At 66.0% G+C, this 25,310-nt stretch carries 20 protein-coding genes; 14 read left to right on the plus strand and 6 right to left on the minus strand.

Features of this window, described 5'->3' with window-relative positions; translation table 11 throughout:
- The first annotated feature begins 46 nt into the window (after positions 1-46).
- Positions 47-709, plus strand: coding sequence for a nitroreductase family protein (locus P8R42_01470; protein ID MDG2303314.1), 663 nt, complete (start codon positions 47-49; stop codon positions 707-709).
- 7 nt (positions 710-716) lie between these two features.
- On the opposite strand, the gene P8R42_01475 is transcribed toward P8R42_01470, so the two are convergent.
- Positions 717-1,532, minus strand: coding sequence for an alpha/beta hydrolase (locus P8R42_01475; GenBank protein ID MDG2303315.1), 816 nt, complete (start codon positions 1,530-1,532; stop codon positions 717-719).
- Positions 1,533-1,615: 83 nt separating this feature from the next.
- On the opposite strand from P8R42_01475, the gene P8R42_01480 reads away from it, so the two are divergent.
- The gene (locus P8R42_01480; GenBank protein ID MDG2303316.1) at positions 1,616-2,941 is read left to right on the plus strand and encodes a metallophosphoesterase; all 1,326 of its coding nucleotides are present in this window, start codon (positions 1,616-1,618) and stop codon (positions 2,939-2,941) included.
- A gap of 6 nt (positions 2,942-2,947) precedes the next feature.
- Here the strand turns inward: P8R42_01480 and P8R42_01485 are convergent, their stop codons facing one another.
- Positions 2,948-6,220 (minus strand): c-type cytochrome, encoded by a 3,273-nt coding sequence (locus tag P8R42_01485; protein ID MDG2303317.1) that lies wholly within the window; start codon positions 6,218-6,220, stop codon positions 2,948-2,950.
- A 43-nt stretch (positions 6,221-6,263) separates the two neighbouring features.
- Here P8R42_01485 and P8R42_01490 point away from each other — a divergent pair, with 43 nt between their 5' ends.
- Positions 6,264-8,504 carry an acyl-CoA dehydrogenase gene (locus tag P8R42_01490; GenBank protein MDG2303318.1) on the plus strand — a complete coding sequence of 747 codons (2,241 nt, stop codon included), beginning with the start codon at positions 6,264-6,266 and terminating at the stop codon, positions 8,502-8,504.
- Between the two features lie 28 nt (positions 8,505-8,532).
- On the opposite strand, the gene P8R42_01495 is transcribed toward P8R42_01490, so the two are convergent.
- The 3 genes from P8R42_01495 to P8R42_01505 all read right to left on the minus strand — a co-directional run bounded on the left by P8R42_01495 (position 8,533) and on the right by P8R42_01505 (position 12,214).
- Positions 8,533-9,858 (minus strand): DUF1501 domain-containing protein, encoded by a 1,326-nt coding sequence (locus P8R42_01495; protein MDG2303319.1) that lies wholly within the window; start codon positions 9,856-9,858, stop codon positions 8,533-8,535.
- 103 nt (positions 9,859-9,961) lie between these two features.
- Positions 9,962-11,446 carry a DUF1800 family protein gene (locus P8R42_01500; GenBank protein ID MDG2303320.1) on the minus strand — a complete coding sequence of 495 codons (1,485 nt, stop codon included), beginning with the start codon at positions 11,444-11,446 and terminating at the stop codon, positions 9,962-9,964.
- Between the two features lie 531 nt (positions 11,447-11,977).
- Complete coding sequence (locus P8R42_01505; GenBank protein MDG2303321.1) at positions 11,978-12,214, minus strand: hypothetical protein; 237 nt, start codon at positions 12,212-12,214, stop codon at positions 11,978-11,980.
- Positions 12,215-12,339: 125 nt separating this feature from the next.
- Here P8R42_01505 and P8R42_01510 point away from each other — a divergent pair, with 125 nt between their 5' ends.
- The 5 genes from P8R42_01510 to P8R42_01530 all read left to right on the plus strand — a co-directional run bounded on the left by P8R42_01510 (position 12,340) and on the right by P8R42_01530 (position 17,182).
- A complete protein-coding gene (locus P8R42_01510) occupies positions 12,340-12,759 on the plus strand; it encodes a transposase (GenBank protein ID MDG2303322.1) in 420 nt (139 codons plus the stop codon).
- A gap of 120 nt (positions 12,760-12,879) precedes the next feature.
- Positions 12,880-13,266, plus strand: coding sequence for a hypothetical protein (locus P8R42_01515; protein ID MDG2303323.1), 387 nt, complete (start codon positions 12,880-12,882; stop codon positions 13,264-13,266).
- A gap of 46 nt (positions 13,267-13,312) precedes the next feature.
- The gene (locus P8R42_01520; protein MDG2303324.1) at positions 13,313-14,437 is read left to right on the plus strand and encodes an amidohydrolase family protein; all 1,125 of its coding nucleotides are present in this window, start codon (positions 13,313-13,315) and stop codon (positions 14,435-14,437) included.
- Between the two features lie 48 nt (positions 14,438-14,485).
- On the plus strand, positions 14,486-15,706 hold the full coding sequence (locus tag P8R42_01525) for an aminoacetone oxidase family FAD-binding enzyme (protein ID MDG2303325.1): 1,221 nt from the start codon (positions 14,486-14,488) through the stop codon (positions 15,704-15,706).
- A gap of 9 nt (positions 15,707-15,715) precedes the next feature.
- Positions 15,716-17,182 carry an acetyl-CoA acetyltransferase gene (locus tag P8R42_01530; protein ID MDG2303326.1) on the plus strand — a complete coding sequence of 489 codons (1,467 nt, stop codon included), beginning with the start codon at positions 15,716-15,718 and terminating at the stop codon, positions 17,180-17,182.
- 47 nt (positions 17,183-17,229) lie between these two features.
- Here the strand turns inward: P8R42_01530 and P8R42_01535 are convergent, their stop codons facing one another.
- Positions 17,230-19,416 carry a DUF3604 domain-containing protein gene (locus P8R42_01535; protein ID MDG2303327.1) on the minus strand — a complete coding sequence of 729 codons (2,187 nt, stop codon included), beginning with the start codon at positions 19,414-19,416 and terminating at the stop codon, positions 17,230-17,232.
- Positions 19,417-19,627: 211 nt separating this feature from the next.
- Between P8R42_01535 and P8R42_01540 the strand changes: the two genes are divergently transcribed.
- The 6 genes from P8R42_01540 to P8R42_01565 all read left to right on the plus strand — a co-directional run bounded on the left by P8R42_01540 (position 19,628) and on the right by P8R42_01565 (position 25,256).
- On the plus strand, positions 19,628-19,795 hold the full coding sequence (locus P8R42_01540; GenBank protein MDG2303328.1) for a hypothetical protein: 168 nt from the start codon (positions 19,628-19,630) through the stop codon (positions 19,793-19,795).
- Positions 19,796-19,890: 95 nt separating this feature from the next.
- Positions 19,891-20,202 carry a DUF2849 domain-containing protein gene (locus tag P8R42_01545; GenBank protein MDG2303329.1) on the plus strand — a complete coding sequence of 104 codons (312 nt, stop codon included), beginning with the start codon at positions 19,891-19,893 and terminating at the stop codon, positions 20,200-20,202.
- A gap of 8 nt (positions 20,203-20,210) precedes the next feature.
- Positions 20,211-21,893 (plus strand): nitrite/sulfite reductase, encoded by a 1,683-nt coding sequence (locus P8R42_01550; GenBank protein MDG2303330.1) that lies wholly within the window; start codon positions 20,211-20,213, stop codon positions 21,891-21,893.
- Entirely contained in the window at positions 21,871-22,350 is a 480-nt protein-coding gene (locus tag P8R42_01555; protein MDG2303331.1) for a DUF934 domain-containing protein, read from the plus strand. Before P8R42_01550 ends, P8R42_01555 begins: the two co-directional genes overlap by 23 nt.
- 89 nt (positions 22,351-22,439) lie before the next feature.
- Positions 22,440-24,014 (plus strand): acyl-CoA synthetase, encoded by a 1,575-nt coding sequence (locus tag P8R42_01560; GenBank protein ID MDG2303332.1) that lies wholly within the window; start codon positions 22,440-22,442, stop codon positions 24,012-24,014.
- A gap of 27 nt (positions 24,015-24,041) precedes the next feature.
- Positions 24,042-25,256 (plus strand): MFS transporter, encoded by a 1,215-nt coding sequence (locus P8R42_01565; GenBank protein ID MDG2303333.1) that lies wholly within the window; start codon positions 24,042-24,044, stop codon positions 25,254-25,256.
- Positions 25,257-25,310 lie beyond the last annotated feature (54 nt).

Genomic DNA, 25,310 nt, shown 5'->3' on the forward strand with positions numbered 1-25,310 from the left:
CTGGCTACGAGGGCGGTCGGTCGGCTAGCCTCTGGCTATGTCTGAGATGACGATTCACGAGGCCCTGTACACCACGCGCGCGATGCGTCGCGTGAAGAAGGATCCGATCCCCGAAGACGTCCAGGCCCGCATCCTCGATGCGGCGATCCGTGCGCCCTCGGGCGGCAACAGCCAGAACTGGCGCTTCCTGCTGGTCGATGACCCTGCCATCCGCGACCAACTCGCGCCCATCTACAAGGGCTGCATCGACATGCTCTGGAAGACCATCTACGCCGAGCGCGTCGCAGCCATGGAAGCGAGGCCCGACGATGCCGACAGCATCGAGATGCAAAAGGTGATGAAGTCGGCGAACTGGATGGCGAACCATTTCGCCGACTACCCGATCCTGCTGTTCGGCTTCGCGCAGGGCGATCCGACCGGCGGTTCGATCTTCCCCGCGATCTGGAGTGCCATGCTCGCAGCGCGCGCCGATGGCGTGGGCAGCACGATCACGAGCGTGATGATGTTTCAGATGGAGCAGGTCTTGAAGATCCTCGGTGTGCCCGCCGAGGACGGATGGGTCTTCGCCGCGTGCGTACCGATGGGATACCCGACGGGCCGCTGGGGCCTCGCCCGCCGACGCCCCGTCCACGAGGTCGCCTTCCGCAACCAATGGGGCACGCCGCTCGGCCTCGACATACCCGAGCCGCTCTGGGAAACGAAGAAGTAGACGCGGATCAGCCCGCGGCGTCAGCCCACTCGAGGTGGCCGCGCACTCGCGCGAGCCATTCCTCGGGATGGGTGTGCTGCGGGCTGTGATACGCGCCCTCGACCACTTCGAGGCGCGCGCCGGGGATGCCGCCCGCGAGCCGCTCGGACGTCGGCACGAAGAGAGCGTCGAGCCCGCCTACGAGGACCGTCGTCGGGCACTCGACTTCCCCGAGACGGCCAGACACCGACGCGCACTGAAAGACCTGCGGCAACAGGCCGATGAACGCCTCGCGGTCGAGTCCGGAAAGCCGTCGCTCCGTATCGCTCTCGACCCAGGCGGCGCCCTTGCACCTCGCGAAGAGTTCGCGCTCCGGCGTCCGCGCGACGGAGTCCACGACCGCACGCACTCCGAGCTCTCGCACCAGGTCTCCGAAGTTCTCCGGAGGAACGAGCCCCCTAGGCGCCTCGCTCGCGGTGTCCATCAAGATCAGCGAGCGCACGAGGTCGGGCCGGCGCAGAACGAGCCGGAGCGCGACCATTCCACCCATCGAGTGACCGAGAACGTCAGCCGGGCCATCCACGGTGGCCTCGAGAAATCCGATCAGGTCTTCGGTTAGTGCGTCGAGCGTGTAGTCCTCCGCACGTCCCGTATTCGTCGACCCACCATGTCCCCGGTGGTCCGCGGCAACCACGCGACGATCCTGTGCGAGTGACTCGAAGTGAGTCTCGAAATCCGTCCGAGCTCCAGTGAACCCGTGAACCAACAGAAGCGTGCGTGCGGCATCGCCATGCTCCTCCCACTCGATCTCGACGTCGCCCAGCTTCGTTCGGGTGCCTGCCATGCAGAATTCCTAGCACTCTGCCACGGCAGCGTCGCGAATTTCCTGTCCTACACCGGACATTGGGGTATGCTGAGGCCGGCCCGATGAATCCCCCCACCTCGCCCGATTCCACCCTGCGAGTGCTGCGCTGGTGGCTTCGCACGCTCAGCGTCGCGATCGCACTCGCCGCACTCGCCTACTCGGCGGCTGACGTGCGCCGGGGCGTGCTGCTCGCGCTGACAGTTCTCCTGGGGTTCCTGCCCTTCACGTACGCGCGACGGCGGCTTCATCAAGCGGTCGCGCCGCACCTCCGCCGACCGAACGGCGGCCCCGGTCTCTTGGTGGCTTGGACCGCCCTCGGGATCGCGTGCGACCTGCTAATGGTCTCTCAGCTCCTCCTCGCGCGCTCGCCCGACCCCAACCCGCTCCTCAACGCCTCTCCACTCGCCTGGATCGGCCCGGTCTGGTTCAGCGGGCACGCCCTTGTCTTGCTCGGCTTCGGCGGACTGGGCCTGGGACGACTCGCGGGCCGCACTTTCTCGCAACTACGGACACGACCCGTCGCAGACAACACCGCGCCCGCACTCTCGAGGCGCGGGTTTCTCCGACAGGCCAGCCTCGTCGGCGTCAGCGTCCCATTCGGTGTTTCTCTCTCCGGCGTAGGCACCTCCTACGACTTCCAGGTGGAACACCGCGACGCGCACCTCGAGCAATGGCCCGCCCGGCTCGACGGACTACGAGTTGCGCACCTCTCCGACATCCACGTCGGTGGCGCCATGAATCGCGAGAAACTGCTCCGCGTCGCGGAACTCACCAACGGAACCAAACCGGACCTGGTTCTCCACACCGGGGACTTCCTCACGCACCGTTCCGGAAACTTCGACGAGCCCTTGTACGAGGCTCTCGCTCAGATCGAAGCGCCGTACGGCCAATGGGCCTGTCTGGGCAACCACGACTACGACAACGCGCCGCGGTTCGTCCGCCGGCTCGCCGACTGCGGCGTCACGGCCTTGCGCAACGAAGCCGTGATGATCGACGTACGTGGTCAGCCCCTCGAGATCGCCGGGCTCGAGTACCTGTCCGCACGAATCGATCGCACCGTCGACTACAAACGAATCCTCGCGGAGTTCGGTCCGAGGACGGCGCCCCGCCTCCTCCTGAACCACGACCCACAGGGCTTCTCCGCTCTCCCGGACTCCTGCGCCGACCTCGTCCTCTCCGGCCACACACACGGTGGGCACATCGGCGTCCAACTGGGAGCGGACAGCGCACTCAGTGTCGTCGGTATGGTCGGCCTTCGGGATCAGGGCTTCTACGACCGCGGCGACATGCGCTTGTACGTCACCCGGTGCGTCGGCTTCTACGGCTACCCGATGCGGATCGGCATCCCGCCGGAGATCGCCCTACTGACACTGCGCCGCAAGACTTGAACAGGATCAGTTCAAACCGGCGAGATAGGCCATCAGGTCGCGGAGCTCGCTCGGAGGGAGCTCTACGGCGATCGGTGGCATCGCGCTCCCCCCCGTCGCCTGCTCGAAGCCCGACGCAATCGTCGCGTCCGGAACCAGGAGAGCCTCGAGAATCTCCGCGCGACTCGTTCGGTCCCCGAGTCCCGTCAGCTCCGGCCCCGTCGCGCCCCCTTCCCCGTCGACGGTGTGGCAGCGCTTACAATCGCCGGTGCCGTTGAAGACCGTCGCGCCGCGCTCGGCGTCGCCTCCGCGGAGAGCGATGCGGTACTTCGCGAGCGGGTCGGCCGGGTCGAGACCCGCCTCGTACCGAGCCAGCCCCGCCCGCAGCTCTTCGCTGTCACGACCGCGCGCGGCCTCGAGAACGTCGAGTTGCACGTCAGCCGGAAGATCCCCCTCATTCAGACGTTCGACGGCACGCGCGAGTCGAATGTCGGCCGCGCCGTTACCGCCTGCACCGAGCGAGGCCAGCATCGCGATCGAACGCTGACGCTCGAGAACCGGCGCCGCGTCTCCGAGTGTGTCGCTCTGTTCGATCGCACGATCGGGGTCGTGCACCGCGAGGACATCGCGCGCCTCTGCCCGAAGCGCTGGGTCCCGGCTGGCGAGACCGGCCGAGGTCGCGGCAGCGAGAGCGTCCCCGGACGGTCCGTCCGAACGGGCCGAGAGTGCCGCGAGGCTTGCGATCCGGATGCCGCTCTCTTCCTTCGCATCCGTGACGCGCCCCTCGAGTTCCGCGTCCGAGAGAGGAAGCCGTTCGTACGAGGACGCGACGTCGAGAGCCTGGCCTTCCAGATCCCCTTGGAGCAGAGTCGGCATGTGTCGATCCAGTGCGGGGTACACGACGGCGTCTTCCCGTGGATCCAGGGGGTGCCAGGTCCCGAGGACGGCATCACGCGGTGGCGGCGCCGTGAAGTGCCCGAGCGCCGCGAGCGCTTCGCTCCGCATACGTTCCGGGTTGGTCGGATCCGCCGCGTACGCCGCGAGCCGCTGTGCGGCCTCTGCCGTCCCCAGCCGGAGGTTCGCGTTCACGATGCGCCGGTGGAGCGCGTAGCTCGTCTGCGGATCGTCGTCCGCGTACGGGAGGTTCGTCCCGGCGAGCTCGGCCAACTCCAGTTCCGCGGCCTCGATCGAGAGGTCGTGAATCGCGCGGGTCGACTCCAGAACGAGCCGCGGGTCCGGGTCGTGGAGAAATCGCGCAAGCGCGGGATCCTCACTGCGCCGCATCGCCAGCAGGACGCCCATCCGAACCGCCGCCGACGAATCGTCCGCCGGACCATCGAGGGCTTCGCCGTCTCGCATATCGTGGAACGCGAGTGCAACGGCGTGACGCAGATAGATGTCCTTCCCGTCGTTCTCGCGTAGTAGATCCGCCAGCGCCGGGATCGCCTCGCGGTAGCGGAGTTTGCCGATCGAGATCGCAGCGAAGTAACGGACCCGCGCGCTCTCGTCGCGCAGGAACGGAACGAGGGCCGGAGCGAGCCACGTCGCTCGTGCCGTCCCGACGACCCGGACCGCCTGCGCGCGCATCTCTGCCTCGTCTCCGGCGAACGCATCCAGATTCTTCCACCCAGCGGACCGCAAGCCCTGTGCGCCGACTTGCCCGAGTCCCCAGATCGCGTGGAGGCGAGCGAGCAGGAGCGCGCCCCGGTCGCGCGCAACGGCCCCGAGCGTCGCGGCCGCCCGGCGCCGAACCAACTCGAACTGGGCCGGCATGCGTACGCGACGATCTTCGAAACCCAGAAGCGTCGCGAGTTCCGCGGCCGACCGATGCTCCATTCCGGCACGAACGATCTCGCCCATCTCTGCGATGCGGTCCTTCTGCGACGCCAACGTCTCGGCCTCCATCGCGAGCCGAAAGATCTCACCGCTACGCGGAGGGATCTGCGCGTACTGCGTGATGAGCGTCGAGCCATCGAGCGCAAACGCTAGATCCGTGGTGAGCAGGTTGCGCACGAACCACTCCGGCTCCGTCGCGCGGAAGCCTGCCCCCTCCTGCTCGACTTCGAAGGATCGAATGCCACTGCGCGACCGAATGTACGCGTAGTCGGCAGCGAGGAAGCTGTTCCGATAGCGCTCGGGCAGACCGAGACCGGGCGCGTGCGCGAACCCGGCCGGGCCCCGACCGATGAAGCGGAGGGGCGGAATGATGTACGCGGGCTGGCCCTCGTGCTGCGGGTACCAGAGCTTCTCCGCGTTCCACGGCCCCCGTTCGTACTCCAACTCCCGCAGAAGCTGGTACGGCATGGCCCAGCCCGAGTCGCCGCCTTCGACGACGTAGACGATCCGCGCCTCGTCGAGCGAATCGGAATTGTTGTCCGCCGTGAACAAGTTGCCGAAATCGTCGAAAGCGATCTCCTGCGGGTTCCGCAGACCCTGCGCAAAGAGTTCGAGGGCGGAGCCATCCGGATTCATCCGGAGGACCGCACCCCGGCCGCTGTCCATCTGGGGACGAACGGTGCTCCCGTCCGCCGCCTTCGCGTTGAATCCACGGTCCCCGATGGAGAAGTAGATCTTCCCGTCGGGTCCGAGAACCAGGCCATGCATGTCGTGGCCGTAGAACGCCCATCGCACGCCCCAGCCGGTACTGAGCACCTCTTTGCTATCCGGCAGTCCATCGCCGTCGTCGTCGTGCAGGCGCCAGACGTCGGGGATGTTGGTGTAGTAGACGTCATCGCCGTAGAGCAGCACACCCGACCCGATGCCGGCGGTCGGCCCGTTGAACGTCGCCACTTCGGTGCGCGTCTCGAGAACACCGTCCCCGTCTTGGTCCTCGAAGACGGCGACGGCGTCGGAAGCCTGCGTGAAGTACTCGGGCGGATAGCGGCCGGCAGCAACGGCGCGGTCGATCATCTTACGGCGGTCCTCGACAGACTGCATCGCGAGTTCTTCGTCCAAGCCGGCTTCGTCGAAGTCGCGGTTGTCGAGGACACCGTTGTCCATGCGACCCGAATGCGCAGCGAAGACACGCCCCTGCGAATCCACGTCGATCGCAACGATCGGATCGACGCCTGTGTCCTCACTGACCTGCGTGATGGTCATCCCCTGCGGCACCTCCGGCTCGCACGAGGTGAAGGTGCACTTCAGAATGTCACCGAACATCGACAGGACAGAGCCCGTAACCGCTACCGGGTTCTGCATGAACTGCGCGCACCCACCCAGGAGGAGGACGAGGGACAGGACCCCTGCCGTCGCCAGCCGCCTACTGCGCTGGGGAGAGGATTCCGGGAGCGGACCAGACATGCGCCCGCAACTATAGCAGCCGCTACCGGTGAGAGAACAATCCATGGCGGCCGAGGCTTCGCTCTGCCAGCATGCCCTCCCGATGCAGCTTCACCTCTCCGACGATCAGGAACTCCTCCGCAGCAGCTTCGCGCAGCTTCTCGCCGCCGAGTCCACGCCCGCCCGGGTCCGGGCGGCCGAGCCTGTCGGCTTCGATCCGGCCCTGTGGCGGCACCTCGCCGAGACGGACGCTCTCGGAATGCGCGTGGACACGGCGAAGGGCGGCGGTGGCCAGGGGCTCTTCGAGGCGACCCTCGTCGCCGAGGAGGTGGGCCGGCGCCTCGCCTCCGGGCCCATTCTCGAAGCGATCGTGGCCGCGGGCCTGCTCAGCGCCGTCGACGACCCGCGGGCGCGGGACTGGCTCGACCGCGTGCTGCGCGGCGACGCCATCGTGACGTTTGCCTTGCACGACACCACGGGCCGACCGCAGCTGGTGCCGGGCGGCGCGATTGCGGATGCAGCGCTCGGCCTGGACGGGGGCGAACTCGTTCTCGTACCGCTCGGGGACACGACCGCGCCCACCAATCTCGGCGCGGCGGCCCTCGCGGAAATCAACCTCTCGACCGAAGAGCGCATCGTGCTTCTCTGCGGCGACGCCGCCACGGACGCGCATGCCCGCGCGCGTGAGGAGTGGAAGCTCCTCACCGCGGCCGCACTCGGCGGGCTCGCACGCGAGGCGCTCGAGATCGCAGCGCGCTACGCGACGGAACGCATTCAGTTCGGTCGGCCGATCGGCGCGTTTCAAGGGATCGCGCACCCGCTCGCGGACTCCGCCGCCGAAGTGGAAGGAGTACGCGGCCTGGTGTCCAGAGCCATCTGGTCGATCGCGCACGACGAGCACCACGCCGCCGGGCTCATCTCCATGGCCTCCTGGTGGTCGGCCCACACGGCGACCGCGGCGGTCGCGCGCGCCCTGCATACTCACGGCGGCTACGGACTCTCGCTCGAATACGACATTCAGCTCTACCACCGGCGCGGAAAGGCGTGGGCCCTGCTCGCGGGCGACCCACAGGAAGAACTCGGGCGCGTCGCCGACCGGCTCTGGACGGAGGCCGACGTCCCCCTCCCGGACGCCGGAGCCGTCACCCTGGACTGGACGCTCGGACCCAAAGCCATCGAGTTCGGCGAGACCGCCGAGCGCTTCTTCGAAAGCACCCTGACGGACGACCTACGCGCAAAGGCACGCTACGGCTGGGAGGGGCACGACGTCGGGTTCCACAAGCAGCTCGCGGCCGCGGGACTGCTGTTCCCGGCGTGGCCCTCGCGGTACGGCGGGCAGGATCGGGACGCCTTTGAGATGAAGGCGCTGCAAGACGTGTTCACGAAGAACAAGTGGACACGAAACCCGATCGGCGTGACCAACATCGTGGGACGCAACCTCATGCGCTTCGGGACTGATGAGCTGAAGAACGAAGTGCTCCCGCGGCTCGCCTCTGGGGACGCCATCGTGAGCCTCGGCTACACCGAGCCCGGCTCCGGATCCGACGTCGCCGATGCCCGCACCCGCGCCGAGCGCGACGGCGACGGCTGGATCGTGAACGGCCAGAAGATGTTCACGAGTGGCGCCGACATCGCGCAGTACGTGTTCCTCCTCACACGGACCAACCCCGAGGCGGAGAAGAAGCACAAGGGCTTGACGCTGTTCCTCGTCCCAACGCATCTCCAGGGTCTCGAGATCCAACCGTTGCACACGCTCTCCGACGAGCGCACCAACATCACCTACTACGCCGACGTCCGCGTCCCCGACCGCTACCGCGTCGGAGAGGTCGATGGTGGCTGGGACGTGATGCGCTACGCGCTCCAACTCGAGCACGGAGCCGGGTTCCATCTGGAGCAGTGGGCAATGCTTGATGCAGCGCTCGAATGGGCCCGTACCGCACAAGGCAACGACGGAGTCGCTTTAGATGACGCGCGGGTTCGCGAGCGGCTCGCCCGCGTCGCCGTGCACGCCGAGGTCTCGTTCGTCCTCGGGAGACGCGCGCTGTGGGCCGGCGTCCAGGGCCTCGGAGACCACGCGGCCGGGCCCATGGCCAAGCTCTTCTCCGCCGAATCCTTCATCGGGGACGCGGCCGATCTCATGGACCTCACCGCCCCGCAGTCTCTGCTCACGTCGTCGGACGGGCCCGGATTCGTCGAAGCATCCTACCGGCTCGCCGCCGCGACGAGCATCTACGGCGGCACGAGCGAGATCATGCGAAGCATCATCGCCCAAGCGTCTCTCGGATTGCCTCGCAGCCGCAGCTGAAGGGCCCCGTAGCCGACGCCGCTGTATCTTACGGCGGAGCCGGCGGCAGGAACCCGAGGTCGAAGTCGTGGTTTCCGTCGACCCAGTAGTCGTTCGGATCGTACGCGAGGGTCTCGGGCGGGAAAAGCTGCGACAAGATCGTCGCTTCCGGGATGCACAGCCACTGTTCGAGCACCGTCCCGAAGACATCGCGGAAATCGGTCGGCCGGTACGGATTCGCCGGGTTCTGCGAGTAGGCCATGTTCCCGTGCGCATCGAGACCCGCCGGCGAGATGTCCGGATGGTTGCCGTAAAGGCCACCGATCACGTTGCCGCCCAAGAGCATCACCGGCCCGAGCGACCCGTGGTCAGTCCCGTTGCCGTTCTGCTTCACGCGCCGACCGAACTCACTCCACACGAGGATCACCGTATCGTCGGCGACGCCCATGTCACCCAGGTCCGCGTAGAAGAGCTCTATCGCGTCACTGAAGCCCTTGAGTAACTCGTAGTGGCGGCCCCCCGCATCTCCGCCGCCCTGGTTCGAATGCGTATCGAAGCCGTTGACCGAGACCTGGAAGTAGCGCGCGTCCATGCCCGGAACGCCGAGTGACACCCCGTACATCACCTTCGCAACCTCGCGGAGGTCGTGCGCCGGTGCAGTCCCGAGGATGTCATAAAGGGTGCCCCACGCGCCGCGATCGTTCACGTAGCTTTTGACGAACGCCTCTGTCGCCGCCAACGCGGAACCGCCCGTTGCGCCCGCATAGGCTTCCTGCGGCTGCCCAGAAGCCTGCGCCTCCGCGGCCTGCGCGGCGAAACACGCCCGCTTCGCAGCGGCGTCGCCGGGATGGTCCCGATCGTAGGGGAAGCCGAAGTCGTCGAGGCTCTCGAAGGCGAGGACATTCGTCACCGCCTGTTGGAACGACGGGGCCACGTTCGCGCCGATGTTCACGGCCGGAATGTCGGTCCCGAGATATCCGAGCTCGATGAGCGTGTTGCCGACCCACCCGTTGGCCGAGGGCGCCAACAGCACCGGATAGCCGGTCCGCCAGACCCGATTGGAGGCGTCGTGGGAAAGGCGCGCATGTGGGTAACCGCAGCCCTGGACGATCGCGCACTTGCCGGCGTCGTAGAGGTTCTTCACGCCTTCGAGCGCCGGGTTCAGACCCAGCTGAGCGCCGGTGTTCGCGTCAGAACCGATCGGCAAGAGCCCCGCTGTCGGCAAGCGGAGGCCGACGCGATTCAGTTCGTAGTCCGTACGCAGCGTCCCCGTGCCGTCGTCAATCGGCGTGACGGTGTTGAGCGCGTCGTTCCCGCCGTTCAGGTGGATCATGACGACGTTCTTGCCCGCCGCGGCCGCCGACGCGGCTTGCACCAAGGGGTTGCCGAGCCAGGAAGGGAGAAGGAGGCCACCAGAAGCGAGTCCGGTGCGCGTCAGAAATTAGCGCCTCGAGAGTGGCATTTCTTCGGACCTTCCTTCAGTGCACCTGGTACGCGGGGGATTGCAGAAGCAGCCCGAAGAGACCGCTCAACTTCCGGTCGACGAAGTCCGGATCCGTCAGATCCAGTGGCCCCCCAACTTCGGAAGTGAGGTAGTCGATGAAACCGTTGCGCTCGTTCGCGTTGAGTTGGTCCGTGATGCCGAGCACAGCGGTCGCCGCGTCGACGATCTCCCCCGGGTCGGTCAGGGTGTCGCCGACGAGTTCGGCGGCCCGCAAGCGGGTCGACTTCCCGCCGATTCGAGCCATCGAGACGTCACGCGCAAAGGCGCACCGCGCGAGAACCGAACCGGTCGTGAGCCACGAGTTCTCCCAATGCCATCCGAAAACGCTCGGCGGCTCCATCGGGCTCTGTCCCATCCGGGCCACGTGCTCGCGAAGCGTCAGGAAGTCCCCGCCCCAGAGCCGATTCTGCTTGGGCTTGATGTCGAGCATCCGCATGGTGCCGATCACGAAGTCCACAGGCCATTTGACCGACTTCTTCGTGGCCGGCCCGAAGGGCGCGGCGACACAAGCCTCGTAGAAGGCGTCGTGTGAGAGAATCGCGCGCAGAAGAGGCGCGATCTCGAACGTCACGTCGAAACCCGAGGCCGCGACAACGGCGTCGACGACGGGCTGGGCGACCACAGGATCGGCAAAGTCTCCGTGTCCGAAGCACTCGAGCAGCCGCTGCGCGATGCGGCGAGCGATCGTGTTCTCGCCGTCCGTGTCGGTGTGGTCGAAGAGGACGTCGACGACGCGGTCGATCTCGGGCTCGCCCTCGCCTAGGTCGTCAAAGGCGCGGCCTCCGACACCGAAGCCCCCGGCGTCGGTGAAGACTACCTTGGGGCCACGCGCGGGAAACTCCGCCACGTAGTCGTGCTGGGTCTCGTCGAAGTACCGTTTGTACTTGACCGGGATATACCGCCACCCGCTGAACGCGCGGGCGATCTGGACGATGTCGGATTGTCGATAGTTCTCGTTCCCGGCGAAGTCGTTCACGCCCACCGTAAAGAGCTCCATCAACTCGCGGGCGTAGTTCTCGTTGGGCTCGCTCTTGTGGTTCTGCTGCGTGTTGAGGAACTCGATCATGGCCACGTCACGGCCAATCTCCTTCACCATCTCCCTCATGTTTCCGGCGCAGTGATACCGCAGGAGACGGTTCTGCAGACTCATCAGCTTGGAGTCGCCGACGCCTGCGTTGTTCGTTGCGAAGTGGTCGTGCCAGAAGAGCACGAGTTTCTCCTGCAGACCGGGCGAGTTCCGCTTGAGGACCAGCTTCAGATAACGGTCCTGAACCTTGTGGAGGTCTTTGCCGCCGCCGGGCTTCCGCCGAGAGCGTTTGAAGTCGAGACGAAGATCCGCCGCCTCGCCTCTCGTGAGCCCCGTGTAGTCTGCGGTTTCGTCCGCAAGCACACCGAACCCCGTCCTGCGAAGAAAGTGCCGCGCCGCGGCCGCATCAAGGACTGTGTTCTCGCCGCCCATTGCCCGAGCCCCCCTACGACAGCGGTCCGTCCTCGCCTGCCGAGCGGCGTTCTCTCGATCGAGGGCCAAGAGTCCAAAGCTCGAAAAATTAGACAGAGAGCCTGTCGGAGAAATTTTGGTTTTTAATTGAAATCAAGAAATTGATGCGATGTCCACCCCGCGAGCCGAGCTATCGTCAAGCCTCAGTTGCCGCGAAGAACCGCATACATATTGAGCATGTATGCCGTGCACTTATTGGCGAATCGGCCATATGTAGAATTTTAGTGCAATGGAACTGATCACGTACGCCGTTCCTGTATTGGACATGCAACCGAGGCCGTGCGGTTAACAAAGGGCGATCGCGTCACTCTGGAGTCATGGCTCCGTGCGCCAACCACGCCCCACGAGCTGGCCGTTTGGGCGAAGATCCTTCTGGCGAGCGACGAAGGGGGAGCGGTTCGGCCCTTGGCGGAGCGCCTGGCTGTTTCTCCCGCTACCGTTTCGACGTGGCGGACGGTATCGGACCGAAGGCCTCGACGGATTGCGGACGCGTCATCGGACGGGACGCTCGAAGCAGATCACGTCGAGTAAGGAGCAGGCGGTGGTGGCTGCGCCAATGAAGCCGCCGAAGAACGCGACCCACTGGAGTGCACGACGGCTGGCCAAGAAAGTGGGGGTCGGCCACATGACCGTGCATCGGATCTGGAAGAAGTACGGACTCCAGCCGCATCGGGTTGAGACGTTCAAGTTCAGTACGGACCCGGACTTCGACACCAAGCTGGCCGACATCGTAGGGCTCTCCTCGCCCCCCCGGGGAGCGAGCGCTGGTCCTATGCGTGGACGAGAAGTCTCAGATTCAGGCCCTTGATCGCACCCAGCCCCTGCGGCCGATGCGCCGAGGACTTCCAGCTCGCATGACACACCACCACAAGCGCCCCAGGCCGACGACGCTGTTCGCCCCTGTGCAAATTGCCAGCGGGAAGGTGCACGGACATTGCTACCCGCGCTGCGAGCTACACCTCATCCTCGACAACTACGGGACGCACAAACATCCGAAGGTGAGAGAGTGGTTGGAGGCGCACCCGCGGATCCATTTTCATTTCATGCCGACGAGCAGCTCGTGGCTGAACCTGGCCGAGCGGTGGTTTAGGTTGATCATCTATCAAGCGATTCAAGGTGGCAGCTTCGACGGTGTGCCGCGCTTGATCCGGACGACCATGAGCTGCCTCCACGGCTGGAGCCGAGACGCAAAGCCCTTTCGTTGGCTGAAGACGCTCACAGAGAGCCCCCGCAGACTACGTCGCGTCACACAGATTTCGGGTACACGACACTAGGGCGCCTGCTCGATTCGCGTGTCGAACGGCCGACCTCCAGGCCGCCACGGCCCTCCGCTCCTTGACTTATGGAGCCCATGCGCCGAAACCTATCCGGATCAACCAGGAGACTTGTTTATTATGAAGCCAGCAATAGTAGTCGCATTCGTCTTGACTCTGGGCCTCGCCGCCTGCTCCTCGTCCGAAGAACCAAGCGCTACCGCAGCCGCAAAGCCGGCAGCGCCGGCCGCCGCTGCGGCCGACGGAGAAGCCGGAACCCAGGGCAGGATCATGGAGGCCTCGCAGCTCGCTTTCCAGCAGGCCGAAAAGGCCTGCGCGGGCTGCCCGAATCCGCAGGCCTGCCAAGAGGCACTCGGATCGGCGCTTCGCCTGACCACCCTCGCTCTGCAGAGCTACTCGGAGCCGACCGAGTCACTCGAAACGAGCCAGGCCCACGCCGAGCATCTGACGAAGCAATTCGACGGACTCGCGAAGCTCTCCAATGAATGCCTGAAGGACGAGGGCTGACCGCCCGAGTTGAACCCGTGGACTCCCCGTCTGTAGGGGGATGCCGATGGCGACCGATGAAGAACTGATCTCGGCCGACGATCACGTCAACCCGCCCGCGACCATGTACGCGGAACGGTTGCCGGCCAGATTTCGGGACCGCGCGCCTCGCGTCGAGTCACGCGGTGACAAGGAGATCCTTGTCTTCGAAGACACAGAGCGGCCGTTCGGCGCGCTTGAGAGCGCCGCTGGAGTCGACTCCAAGAACGTCCGGCTTCTCGCGAAGACCAAAGAGCAGGGCCGAAAGGGCGGCTGGGACCCCGACGCGCGCATCGAAGACATGGACTTCGACGGAGTGAGGGCCCAAGTCCTCTTCGGAAGTGGCTCGGGCGGCGGTGTCGCGATCCAATGCGCGGACCGAGAACTCCGAAAGGCGATGATGCGCGCCTACAACGATTGGATCTCGGAGTTCTGCAAGCCGTACTCCGACCGCCTGATCGGCATCGCGGAGCTCCCGATCTACGACATGGACTTCGCGCTCGAAGAAGCCGAGCGCTGCGCGAAGTTGGGCCTCCGGGGCGTCCTCCTCCCGGCGGTTCCCGCCTACGAGGAATCCCCGGCGAGCGACAAGCCCTACACCGACCCCTCGTACGAGCGCCTATGGGCGACCCTCGCCAACATGAATCTCCCGGTGCACTTCCACCTGGGCACCCGGCCGGTCACGCGCGGGCTTCGGCAAGAGATCATGGTGAACATCTCCGTGAACAAGTCGGCGATGTCCGAACCCATCGCGAGCTTCATCTTCTCCGGCGCCCTGCAGCGCCACCCGAATTTGAAGATCGTGTCGGTCGAGAGCGGCATCGGCTGGATGGCGTTCCTCGTCCCGTGGATGGACAGCGTCTGGAACAAGCACCGCTATCACACCCGGTCCGAGCTGACCGAGCCGCCGAGCCACTACTTCCATCGTCAGGTCTTCGGAACGTTCATCGACGACGAGATCGGCGTCCGGAACCGCGACGTCATCGGCGTCGAGAACATCCTGTGGTCGAGCGACTACCCGCACGTGAACAGCTCGTGGCCAACGTCGAGAGAGTACATCGAGCGCCACTTCGGCGACGTCCCCCCCGTCGAGCGCCGCAAGATGGTCTGCGAAAACACCGCACACCTCTACGACATTCCCGTCGGAAAGTAGGTCGCGGCGACGCACGACTCCTCCAGTCCGGGCTCGCCGCCGTCGGTCGTGGTCGTCGGAGCGAGCGCCGCGGGCCTGCTCGCCGGGATCTTCGCCGGTCGAGCCGGTGCCGAGGTGCTGCTCCTAGAGACGCGCCCGAAGCCCGGCGCAAAGATCCGCGTGAGCGGTGGCGGCCGCTGCAACCTCTTGCCGAGCGAAGCGGTCCCCGAGGACTTCCATACTGGGGGCGCGGCCCGAGCCATGCGGAACGTCCTGCTCTCGTGGCCTCTCCCCGAAGTCCGCGCCTTCTTCGAATCCGAGTTGGCGATCCCGCTCAAGGTCGAGGACACCGGAAAGGTGTTCCCGCGCAGCGAGCGGCCGCTCGACATTGTCGAAGCACTTCTGAGCGAGTGCAGCCGCCTGGGGGTCGAGCTCCGCACGAGCTCTCGTGTCTCGTCAGTGAAAACGACGCGGTCGGGCTTCGAAGTCGCCCTCGCAGACGCCGACCCGATTCGGGCAGACCGCGTGATCCTGGCGACGGGCGGGCTCTCCCTGCCCAAGACGGGCAGCGACGGCGGCGGCTACCGCCTCGCTCGCTCCCTCGGACACAAGCTCGCGCCGACGTTCCCGGTCCTCGTCCCGCTGACCACGGCGGACCGGGCGTGGCTCGCGCTCCCCGGCGTCTCCCTTCCCGTAACCCTCCGCGCGCGACGCGAGGGCAGCTTCGTCCATGAACGAACCGGGAGCTTCCTGTTCACACACCGCGGGTTCAGCGGGCCGGTCGTCCTCGACATCAGCCGCGCACTCACCAGCGCGCCCGCGAACGATGTCACCCTGGAAGCGCATTGGGGCGGCCCGACCACCGATTGGCCTGCACGGCTCCGCACACCGGGCCGGGTGACCGTGGGTTCGATCGTCCGCGAGGCCCTCCCCCGCCGCTTGGCGGACTTGCTCCTCGACCGGGCCGGCGTCCCACCCGAGAGTCGACTCGCCGAGCTCCCACGGGAGAACCGAAACATCCTCGAACGAGAACTGTCCGCATGCGTGCTCCCGATCGAGGGGAACGAGGGTTACCGGACCGCCGAGGCCACGGGCGGCGGGATTCCACTCGACGAACTGCGGACCAAGACACTCGAGAGCCGCAAGAACCCGGGTCTGCACTTCGCCGGCGAGATCATCGACGTCGACGGACGGATCGGTGGATACAACTTTCTGTGGGCCTTCGTTACGGGACGCCGGGCCGGCCAGGCCGCCGCACGCGACTTGCGGGAGCCACGGATGAACGGCTAGCCGCACTGCATGTCGATCGACCCGAGAACTCCCGTCCTCGTCGGCGCCGGCGCCGTCTCACAGCGAATCGAAGACCACGCCGTGGCCCGCGAGCCTATCGAGCTCATGATAGAAGCGCTCGAGCGTGCCGCCGACGATGCGGGCAACCGCGCACTCCTCGAGCGCGCGAGCATCGTGCGAGTGCCCAAGGGTTTTCCGCCATACTCCGACCCGGGACGGCTCATCGCGGGCCGGTTCGGCGCCAAAGCGAAGACCGAATTCGCGGAAATTGGAATCCTGCAGACGACGCTGTTCGGACGAAGCGCGCGCGCGATTGCCGCCGGCGACGAGGATATCGCCCTGGTCGTCGGAGGCGAGGGGAAGTTCCGAGCGCTGCGTGCGCAGATCGCCGGCGTCGAGCCGACCTACACCGACCAGCACGGTGCGCAGCCCGACGAGTTCCTCGCACCGCACGAAGAAATCATGAACGAGCCCGAACTTGTCCACGGCCTGGCCATGCCGGTGAACCAGTACGCCCTGATCGACAACGCACTTCGCTACGCGGAACGAAAGACGATCCCAGAGCACATCCGCGAGATCGCGGAGATGTGGGCAGGCATGAGTGAGGTCGCGGCGAACAATCCCGACGCCTGGGTCCGCGAGGCGCTCACCCCAGACCAGATCGCCACGCCGGACGCGAAGAACCGCATGCTCGCCTTCCCTTACACGAAGCGACACAACTCGCAGTGGAACGTGGACCAGGCAGCCGGCTTGATCCTATGCTCCGTGCAGGTCGCACGCGATCTCGGCATCGCCGAGGACCGCTGGCTCTACCCGCGCGCCGTCGCGGACGCGAACCACATGGTCCCGCTCTGCGAGCGCGCGGAACTGCATCGTTCCCACGGTTTTCGGATCGCAGCGGCACGTGCCTTCGAAACCGCCGGACTGAGAGTCACCGACGTGAAACACCGGGAACTGTACAGCTGCTTCCCCGCTGCCGTGCGCGCCCAGATCCGCGAAATCGGGATCGATCCCGCCCTCCCCGTCACTGTCACCGGCGGGATGGCCTTCGGTGGCGGCCCGCTGAACAATTTCGTGCTGCAGGCAATGGTGAAGATGGCGAACATCCTGCGCGCCTCTCCCGGAGACGCGGGGCTCGTCACCGCCGTGAGCGGTCTCCTAACCAAGCAAGGCGTGAGTCTGTGGTCCACCGACCCCGGCGACCGACCCTTCGAGTTCTCCGACGTCAGTGCCGCGGTCGAAAAGGACCTCGAACGCATCCCCTCGCGGAGCGAGTACACCGGAACGGCCACCATCGCGTCGGCGACGGTGCTCTACGAACCGACGGGACCGCGCGCCGCGTTCATCTGCGACACACCAGACGGCAAGCGAACGATCGCATCCACACCGGAGGAGGCGATCACCACGATCGTTGCGGAGAACGAAGTCTGTGGCCGGACACTCGACCTGGCCCCCGGACACGTCGCGTTCGTTTAGACGCCTGACCCGAGATGGATCGCGGCGGCCCTAGCATCTAGGCTCCGCTAGCTCGTGCCTGCCGGCGTGAGGAAAATCGGCGAGGACCAGGCGCGTTCTTCCACCTCGGCGAGACAATCGTCGGCGACCGGCGTGCGCTCGTCTCCGTAACAGGGGCGCACGCGCACGCACTCCCCGTCCTCCCACTCGCAGCGAAGGCCCGCGCCGTTCACCGCTTCGGTCGGCTCTTGAATGGCGCGCACGTAGTAGAGCGCCTCGCGATTCGCCGTGCCGAACTCGGGGTCATCGAACTCCACCGCGCAACCACCCGGATCGCCCGAGCACGGCAGGCGGCGCCAGGGATCCTCGATCAGAGCTTCCAAGGGTTCGTCCGGGGAGACCTGTGGGCGAATCCGTACGACCTCGATGCGCGTGATCGGTCTCCGCTCGTCGCCGGGGTTGTAACACTCGCCCAGGCACAACCGTTCGATGTCCCCCTCGGAGAGCGTCTCCTCCACCCATGTCGGACATCCCGGCTTCTGGGCAAACGCCCCGGCCGCGCTCACACGAAAACGGGGCACGCCCGCGAAGTCGTCGACCTCGCCGCCCATCGGCACCGAACCGCCCGGCCCGTTCAACAGATCGAACGACAGGAGAATGCGGTCTCCGGACGTGGCGTAGACCTCGCGCCGTTCCAGCGCATCGAAGATCGAGTCGCGATCACGGGCGTCGGCATGCACGGCGACGATCCCGCCGGTCGTGAGATACGAGGCGCCCCGTTCCGTGTACCGGCGACTCGCGAGCGGGAGATTCGCCACGTTGATCTTCTCGGTCGCCGCAATCGGCTCGCGCGTATCTCCTACTAGACGCTTGGCCAGGCCCTGAGGGCCGCGGCCTTCGGTCAGGCCGTGACGCCCGACCTCCTTGAAACCGTTTCCGCCCCTCGAACCGTGCGTGTCACTCGACCCGATCATCCCGAACCGGAACCGGGTAGGTGCACCCTCCTCTTTAAAGCCGCCGAGCGCGAGCGCGTACTGCGCGGTCATCCCGGGCCGGAGATTGAAGGCCGGAACGAAACAGTCGCGGCACTGGCCACAGTCGAGCCAGTCCTCGACCGTCGCCCCCGGTACCGATTTGTGAGCGCCAACGCCGGACTCTACGTAGTCCTGACGAGCCTTCGCGACGAGCGCGTCGCACTCCTCCGAAGCCGGGCTCTCACAACGAGCACGAATGATCTGGCCGGCCCGCCAGCAACACGGGAGGTAGTCCGGCCGAGGTTCGGGACAACCCAGAGCCCCGGAGGCGTCGACCTCGAAGGATAGCCAATCGCGGTACTCCTCGGAGCTCCCATGGCCCGAGTATACCTCGATCATCTTCTGGCGCTTCGGATCGTGCTGCTTGCGCGACAGCTGGAGATCCCAGCTCGTTCCCGGCGGCGTCATGAGTCCCCACGCCGTCCCGTGCGGGATCACGATGCTGCCCGTGTCGATCCCATCGAGGCGCTCGAAGAGCTCAGCCGGGTCCATCGCGATTTCGTGGCAGTCATCGGGCAGGTCGGCGGGGGCGACGTCGGTCGGACAGAGGGGCGTGTTCTCGACCTCCTTGAGGTACGTGAAGTAGTCGAAATACTGCTGACGCTCGGAGAAGTAGAGAAGCGGAAGCGCGACCCGGCCCGCGAGGGGCATCGGCGCCGCCCGGAAGTCTGGCCGCGGGGCCGCAATCGCCCGTCGCGGCATCTGTTCTTCTTCGGTCCCCCGCAGGATCACGTTCTTGTGCCCAAAGTGCTCGCTCGGGGTCAGACCGACCTGCGACCATTCCCAACCAAGGAAGGCCACCGTGTCGGGGGCGCCCGTCGCGACCGCGTTGCACTGCCGGATCGAGTCCCGGGTCTCCGCCCAGTGCTCAGGCGTGAGCCCCTCGGCGTGGTCGTTGATGCTCCAGAAGTCGAGAGCCGCGCAGAATCGCGCGTAGTCGCATGCGTCGGCGGGCGGATGCGCGCCCTCGCCCCCCATCATCGGCAAGCTCAGCACGTAGGCGTCGGCGGAAAACGTCGTATGCACGTGCAGATCACCGAAGAGGATCTGCTTCTCCGACGCCTCCCCCGCGGGAAGTTCGAACCGCTGTTGTCGGGCATCTACGACCTCGGACGGCGCGGCGGCCGGATGCGGAGTCCCCGGCCCCTGATGCTCCCCGGTGCAGGCGGCTAGCGAGATGTAGACGGACGCGAGGACCGGAAGGTGGCGGCGACGGGTCACTCGGCCTGCGCTATCGCGCCGCGTCCTGCGAGACAAGCCACATTGCTGGAATCAACGATAAGAATCGGGCACTCTGTCCGCCGATGAAGAAGCGACGGCAAGGGCGAAACTTCGATTGCCGAATCGCCTGGCTCGCAGCCCTCTGAATCCTCGCCTTCGCCGCTCCCGCCCTCGCCCAGATCAACCCCTGGATAGCGCCCCGCAAGGCTGGATGGGCTCCCGTCTGCCCGACGAAGACACCGACCTCCGGGCCGAGTATGGAAAGGACGTGGAGGAGCTTCAGCGCTGCTGCGAGGACCACGACGCCCCAGGCTGCATCGTCGAGCCGATCACCAACAACAAGGAGTGGCCGGCCCGCCAGATGGCCGCCCACCCCTGACGCAGCCCGGACGGGGCGCTCCGCCCGGGAAAACCCCAAAGTGGCACGGGTTCTGCCTTTGAATTATGCATCAGAGAGAAGGCGGACCCACGCGCATGCCCAATGTTCCCAGATGTTACGTCATTACCGGAAGTCTCACGGACGAAGGCTCGGTTGCGTACCTACGCGCCGGCGGCACTTGGGCGACTACCCTCGCCGAGGCGCACGCCTTTAAGAGTGAGCAGCAAGCCGAGACGAAGCTCGCCGAGGTGAAGGTTCACGAGAGCGTAATCACCGAGCCCTACATCTTCGCGGCGGAGCGAGTCGGCGACGCGATCAAGCCGGTCTCCGCTCGGGAGATCCTCCGCGCCGAGGGGCCCAGCACCCGCATTCGACGCCCCGACCAAGCCGGCGCCCGGGCGTCCTAGGACGAGCCATGTACAAGTACGACGAGTACGACCAGAAGTTGGTGCGCGAGCGCGCCGTGCAGTTCCGCGGGCAGGTCGAACGACGCATCTCCGGCGAACTGACCGAGAACGAGTTCAAGCCGCTCCGGCTTCAGAACGGGCTCTACCTTCAACTCCACGCGTACATGCTGCGCATCGCGATCCCCTACGGCGTGGTCTCGAGCACGCAGATGCGGAAGTTGGCGCACATCGCACGCAAGTACGACCGCGGCTACGGCCACTTCACTACGCGGCAGAACCTGCAGCTCAACTGGCCCAAGCTGGAAGACGTCCCCACCATCCTCGACGAACTGGCCGAGGTCGAGATGCACGCCATCCAGACGAGCGGCAACTGCATCCGAAACATCACGACCGACCCGCTCGCCGGCGTCGCGCGTGACGAGCTCGAAGATCCGCGGCCGTTCTGTGAGATCACGAGGCAGTGGTCGACGTTCCACCCCGAGTTCGCGTTCCTGCCTCGCAAGTTCAAGATCGCGTACACCGCCTCGGGCGAGAACGATCGCGCCGCGATGAAGTACCACGACATCGGCGTGAAGATCGTCGACAAGGACGGCGAGCGCGGCTTCGAGATCTGGGTCGGCGGCGGGATGGGCCGCACGCCGGTCATCTCCAAGCTCATCCGCGAGTTCCTGCCACGCAAACACCTGATCTCGTACCTCGAGGCAATCCTGCGCGTGTACAACCGGCTCGGCCGGCGCGACAACATCTACAAGGCGCGCATCAAGATCCTCGTGAACGAGACCGGACCCGACAAGTTCCGTGAGCTCGTCGAGGCCGAATGGGAAGACACCAAGAGCAGTTCGCTGCGCCTCGACGAGGCCGAGATCGAGCGCATGCGTGGCTTCTTCACCGCCCCCGCTTACGAAGACCTCCCCGACTCCGACGCTCAGCTCGAGCAGCTCCGCGCCGGCGACTCGAACCTCGCACGCTGGGTGCGCAACAACGTCGCGCTCCACAAGCAGCCGGGCTACTGCGCAGTCACCCTCTCCCTGAAGGAGCCGGGCACCCCGCCCGGCGACCTCTCCGACGTCCAGATGGACACCGTCGCCGATCTTTCCGACCAGTACAGCTTCGGCGAGATCTCCGTGACGCACATCCAGAATCTCGTCTTCCCGCACGTGAAGACTTCCGAGTTGGAGGCACTACACGCCGATCTCGTCGCCCTCGGCGTCGCGACGCCGAACATCGGGCGGATCAACGACATGATCTGCTGCCCCGGCCTCGACTTCTGCAATCTGGCGAACGCCCGGTCGATTCCCGTCGCTCAGGAGATCACCGAGCGCTTCGAGAACATCGACTACCAAGACGACCTCGGCGAGCTCGCGCTCAAGATTTCCGGCTGTATCAACGCCTGCGGCCACCATCACGTGGGCCACATCGGCATCCTCGGCATCGACAAGCGCGGGGTCGAGCACTACCAGCTCATGCTGGGCGGCTCGGCCGGCGACGACGCGTCGATCGGCAAGATCCTCGGCCGCTCGTTCCCCGCCGAAGAGATCGTCGACGCGGTCGAGAAAGTCCTGAAGAAATATGTCGACCTCCGGGAATCACCGGATGAGGCCTTCCTGCAAACCTACCGACGGGTCGGCGAAGAGCCTTTCCGCGACACCCTCTACGGCGACGTGCTCTATGCAGATCATTCGAAATCGTAAGATCGTCGACGACGACTGGACGACGGTCGCGGACGACACGGCGGTCCCGGCGAACGGAAACGTCTTTGTCTCGGTCGAGCGCTGGCGTTCGGACCGAGACGCACTCCTGGCTCGCAGCGGCAAGCTCGGCGTAACCCTGCCCAACACGATCGATCCGAGGGAACTCGAGGGCGACCTTACGAACTTCTCCGCGATCGCCGTTCACTTCCCGATCTACCGCGACGGCCGCGCCTTCAGTATCGCACGGCTCCTCCGCGAGCGGCTCGAGTACAAAGATGAGATCCGCGCCGTCGGCAACGTCCTACGCGACCAGATCCTGTTCATGGAGCGCTGCGGCTTCGACACGTACGAAGTCGCTGAGGGCAAGAGCGTCGAGAGCGCTCTCGAAGGCTTCGGCGATTTCAGCGTCACGTATCAGGACGCGATCGACACCCGCACCGTTCCCCGCACCCGCTAAAAGCGGAGGCGCCGACCCCCGCCTGCGCACGCCGGGACCATTCGGGCGCTCCGAGCCAGAACATCTCCTGCGCACAGGAAGGACTTCCCTTGGCAGAACACAGCTTCTGGAATCACGCGAGCAAGGCCCCCGACCGCACGATGTTTGTCGACCCGCACATGCGGGAATGGACCGGCGGGGAGATGCACGCGGCCGCGAACGAGATCGTCCACGGACTCCGCGCACTCGGTCTCGAGTACGGCGACTCGATCGCCATCTGCATGCCGAACTGCGCCGAGTACCTGCAGATCTACTTCGCCGCCACGCAGGCCGGTTGGTACCTCACGCCGGTCAACTGGCACCTGGCGCCGAGCGAGATCGCGTACATCGTCCAGGATTGCGGCGCGAAAGCACTCTTCGGACACGAACGCATCGCCGACGCCTGCACCAAAGCGGTCGAAGAGATCGGTTTCCCGACCGACGCCTGCTTCGCCATCGGGACCGTCGCCGGGTTCCGCTCAGTGGACTCCCTGCGCGAAGGCCAGTCCCCCCAGCCGCCGGCAGAGCGCGCTCCCGGCCAGGTGATGAACTACACCTCGGGAACGACCGGGAAGCCCAAGGGAGTCCGGCGGCCCCTCGCCCCGCGGGAGATCGAACCGGACGACATGGGCGAGCTCCTCGCCGGCTTCCTCGGGATGTTCGGCATCCAGCCCGAGAACGACAACGTGTACCTCTGCGGCTCGCCGCTGTACCACACAGCCGTCTTGATCCACGCGGCGTGCGCATTCCATCTCGGCCACACCGTCGTGCTCATGGACAAGTGGACCCCCGAGGGAATGCTCGAGCTGATCGACAAATACAACGTGACCGTGTCGCACATGGTGCCGACGCAGTTCCACCGACTGCTCCTGCTCCCCGAGGACGTTCGAGCCAAGTACGACTGCTCGTCGACGCGACACATGCTGCACGCGGCCGCCCCCTGCCCGCCCGAAGTCAAACGTCGCATGCTCGACTGGTGGGGCAACTCGATCTGGGAGTACTACGGAGCAACCGAAGGTGGCGGCACGATCGTATCGCCCGAAGAATGGCGCAAGTATCCCGGCACGGTGGGGCTACCCTGGGTCGGCGCGGACGTGAAGATCATCGACGACGACACTGCGACGTCCCTGCCCCACGGAGAGCAAGGGACGGTGTTCATGCTCCTGCCGCCCGCGATCTCGTTCGAGTACAAGGGCGACACGGCGAAAACGAAGAAGAACCGGATCGAACTCGAGGGACAGACCTACTTCACCGTCGGCGACGTCGGCTACCTCAACGAAGAGGGCTACCTGTTCCTCTGCGATCGGAAGATCGACATGATCATCTCGGGCGGAGCAAACATCTACCCGGCCGAGATCGAGAACGTCCTTCTCACACACCCAAAGGTCGGAGACGTCGCCGTGTTCGGGATCCCGCACGAGGACTGGGGCGAAGAAGTGAAGGCCGTCGTCGAACCCGCCCCTGGCTTCGAGGCCAACGAGGATCTGCGCGAAGACATCCTCGACTTCTGTCGCGACCGACTCGCAAAGTTCAAGACGCCCAGAAGCATCGACTTCAACGACGCCCTGCCCCGCGACCCCAACGGGAAGCTGTACAAGCGCAAGCTCCGCGACCCTTACTGGGTCGGTCACGAGCGAGCCATCTAGTGCCCCGCGGGGCGACGGCCTTCTCTCATGCATCCGACGCGACAGGTTCTCGCAACTCCGGCCGTGCGGTTGTACCTGGCCTCGCGCTTCTTCTCCCGGTTCGCCCGGGCCCTGGTCGCGGCGATGTTGTCTTACCACGTATACGTCGTAACGGGCTCGTACGCGGCTCTCGGGCTTCTCGGCCTCGTCGAGTTCCTGCCGGTGATCCCCGTCTCTCTCCTCGCGGGAGCACTCGCCGACCGGTTCGACCGTCGGCGCGTGATCATCCTGTCGTACGCTGCCGCCGCGGCCGCCGCGCTCGTCCTTGCCGCCCAGACGCACGGTGCCGAGGGCGACGCCATCTGGATCTTCTCGATCGCGTTCGTCCTCGCGATCTCGAGCGGATTCGCCGCACCCTCAGCGAGTGCGCTCCTGCCGAGCCTCGTGCCAATCGAGATCTTCCAGAACGCAACCGTGGTGAACGCGAGCTTCACACACGGCGCGTGGGTCGCGGGCCCGATCGCGATGGGATTCCTGATCGAGCCTCTGGGGTTCGGAGCCCCGTATGCACTCGCGGCGCTCTTTTACCTCGCGTCGATCGCGTGCATGGCCGCGTTGCGTGCGCCGCCTCTGCTCGGGGAACGCTCGGAGATCTCCTTTGACGCGGTTCGCGAAGGAATCTCCTTCGTGTGGCGAGCGAAGCCGATCCTCGGATCGATGTCGCTCGACATGTTCGCGGTCATCTTTGCCAGTGCGACGGCCCTTCTGCCCGTCTACGCCGAAGAGATCCTCCACGTCGGACCGGTCGGGTACGGGGTGCTGCGAGCGTCCATGGGAATCGGCACACTCACGATGGCGCTCGCCCTACTCGTGGTCCGACCGTTCGAGCGACCCGGCCGCGTTCTCCTCCAGGTCGTCGTGGTGTTCGGACTCGCGACTCTGGTCTTCGGACTGTCGCGATCCTTCCCGGTGTCGGTGGCTGCGTTCGTCGTGGCCGGCATGGCCGACCAGGTGAGCATGACCGTTCGCTCCGTCATCCTGCAGATGTCGACGCCGGACTCCCTTCGGGGACGGGTGAGCGCGGTGAGCATGATCTTCATCGGCGCATCCAACGAACTCGGCGAGGTGGAGTCGGGCTTCCTCGCTTCGCTCACCAGTGCCACGTTCTCCGTCGTTGCCGGTGCGATCGCTTGCCTTGGGATCACGGGAATCGTCGCGGTGCGGCTCCCGGAACTGCGCGCCTGGCGGCCGCCCGCGGCCTGATTTCTTCGCGCGACCGGCGCCTCGACATTCGCCCTTTATTCGCCTACAGCTGAG

It is taken from the genome of Candidatus Binatia bacterium, from assembly GCA_029243485.1.
Lineage (GTDB): Bacteria > Desulfobacterota > Binatia > UBA12015 > UBA12015 > VGTG01.

What these genes read in the sequence shown, in the direction of transcription:
- P8R42_01505 (MDG2303321.1), bottom strand. Translation starts at nt 12,214, where the DNA reads ATGTCGGCCAGCTTGGTGTCGAAGTCCGGGTCCGTACTGAACTTGAAC.
- P8R42_01475 (MDG2303315.1), bottom strand. Translation starts at nt 1,532, where the DNA reads ATGGCAGGCACCCGAACGAAGCTGGGCGACGTCGAGATCGAGTGGGAG.
- P8R42_01485 (MDG2303317.1), bottom strand. Translation starts at nt 6,220, where the DNA reads ATGTCTGGTCCGCTCCCGGAATCCTCTCCCCAGCGCAGTAGGCGGCTG.
- P8R42_01480 (MDG2303316.1), top strand. Translation starts at nt 1,616, where the DNA reads ATGAATCCCCCCACCTCGCCCGATTCCACCCTGCGAGTGCTGCGCTGG.
- P8R42_01540 (MDG2303328.1), top strand. Translation starts at nt 19,628, where the DNA reads ATGGGCTCCCGTCTGCCCGACGAAGACACCGACCTCCGGGCCGAGTAT.
- P8R42_01515 (MDG2303323.1), top strand. Translation starts at nt 12,880, where the DNA reads ATGAAGCCAGCAATAGTAGTCGCATTCGTCTTGACTCTGGGCCTCGCC.
- P8R42_01490 (MDG2303318.1), top strand. Translation starts at nt 6,264, where the DNA reads ATGGCGGCCGAGGCTTCGCTCTGCCAGCATGCCCTCCCGATGCAGCTT.
- P8R42_01565 (MDG2303333.1), top strand. Translation starts at nt 24,042, where the DNA reads ATGCATCCGACGCGACAGGTTCTCGCAACTCCGGCCGTGCGGTTGTAC.
- P8R42_01520 (MDG2303324.1), top strand. Translation starts at nt 13,313, where the DNA reads ATGGCGACCGATGAAGAACTGATCTCGGCCGACGATCACGTCAACCCG.
- P8R42_01550 (MDG2303330.1), top strand. Translation starts at nt 20,211, where the DNA reads ATGTACAAGTACGACGAGTACGACCAGAAGTTGGTGCGCGAGCGCGCC.
- P8R42_01530 (MDG2303326.1), top strand. Translation starts at nt 15,716, where the DNA reads ATGTCGATCGACCCGAGAACTCCCGTCCTCGTCGGCGCCGGCGCCGTC.
- P8R42_01555 (MDG2303331.1), top strand. Translation starts at nt 21,871, where the DNA reads ATGCAGATCATTCGAAATCGTAAGATCGTCGACGACGACTGGACGACG.
- P8R42_01510 (MDG2303322.1), top strand. Translation starts at nt 12,340, where the DNA reads ATGACACACCACCACAAGCGCCCCAGGCCGACGACGCTGTTCGCCCCT.
- P8R42_01500 (MDG2303320.1), bottom strand. Translation starts at nt 11,446, where the DNA reads ATGGGCGGCGAGAACACAGTCCTTGATGCGGCCGCGGCGCGGCACTTT.
- P8R42_01470 (MDG2303314.1), top strand. Translation starts at nt 47, where the DNA reads ATGACGATTCACGAGGCCCTGTACACCACGCGCGCGATGCGTCGCGTG.
- P8R42_01545 (MDG2303329.1), top strand. Translation starts at nt 19,891, where the DNA reads ATGCCCAATGTTCCCAGATGTTACGTCATTACCGGAAGTCTCACGGAC.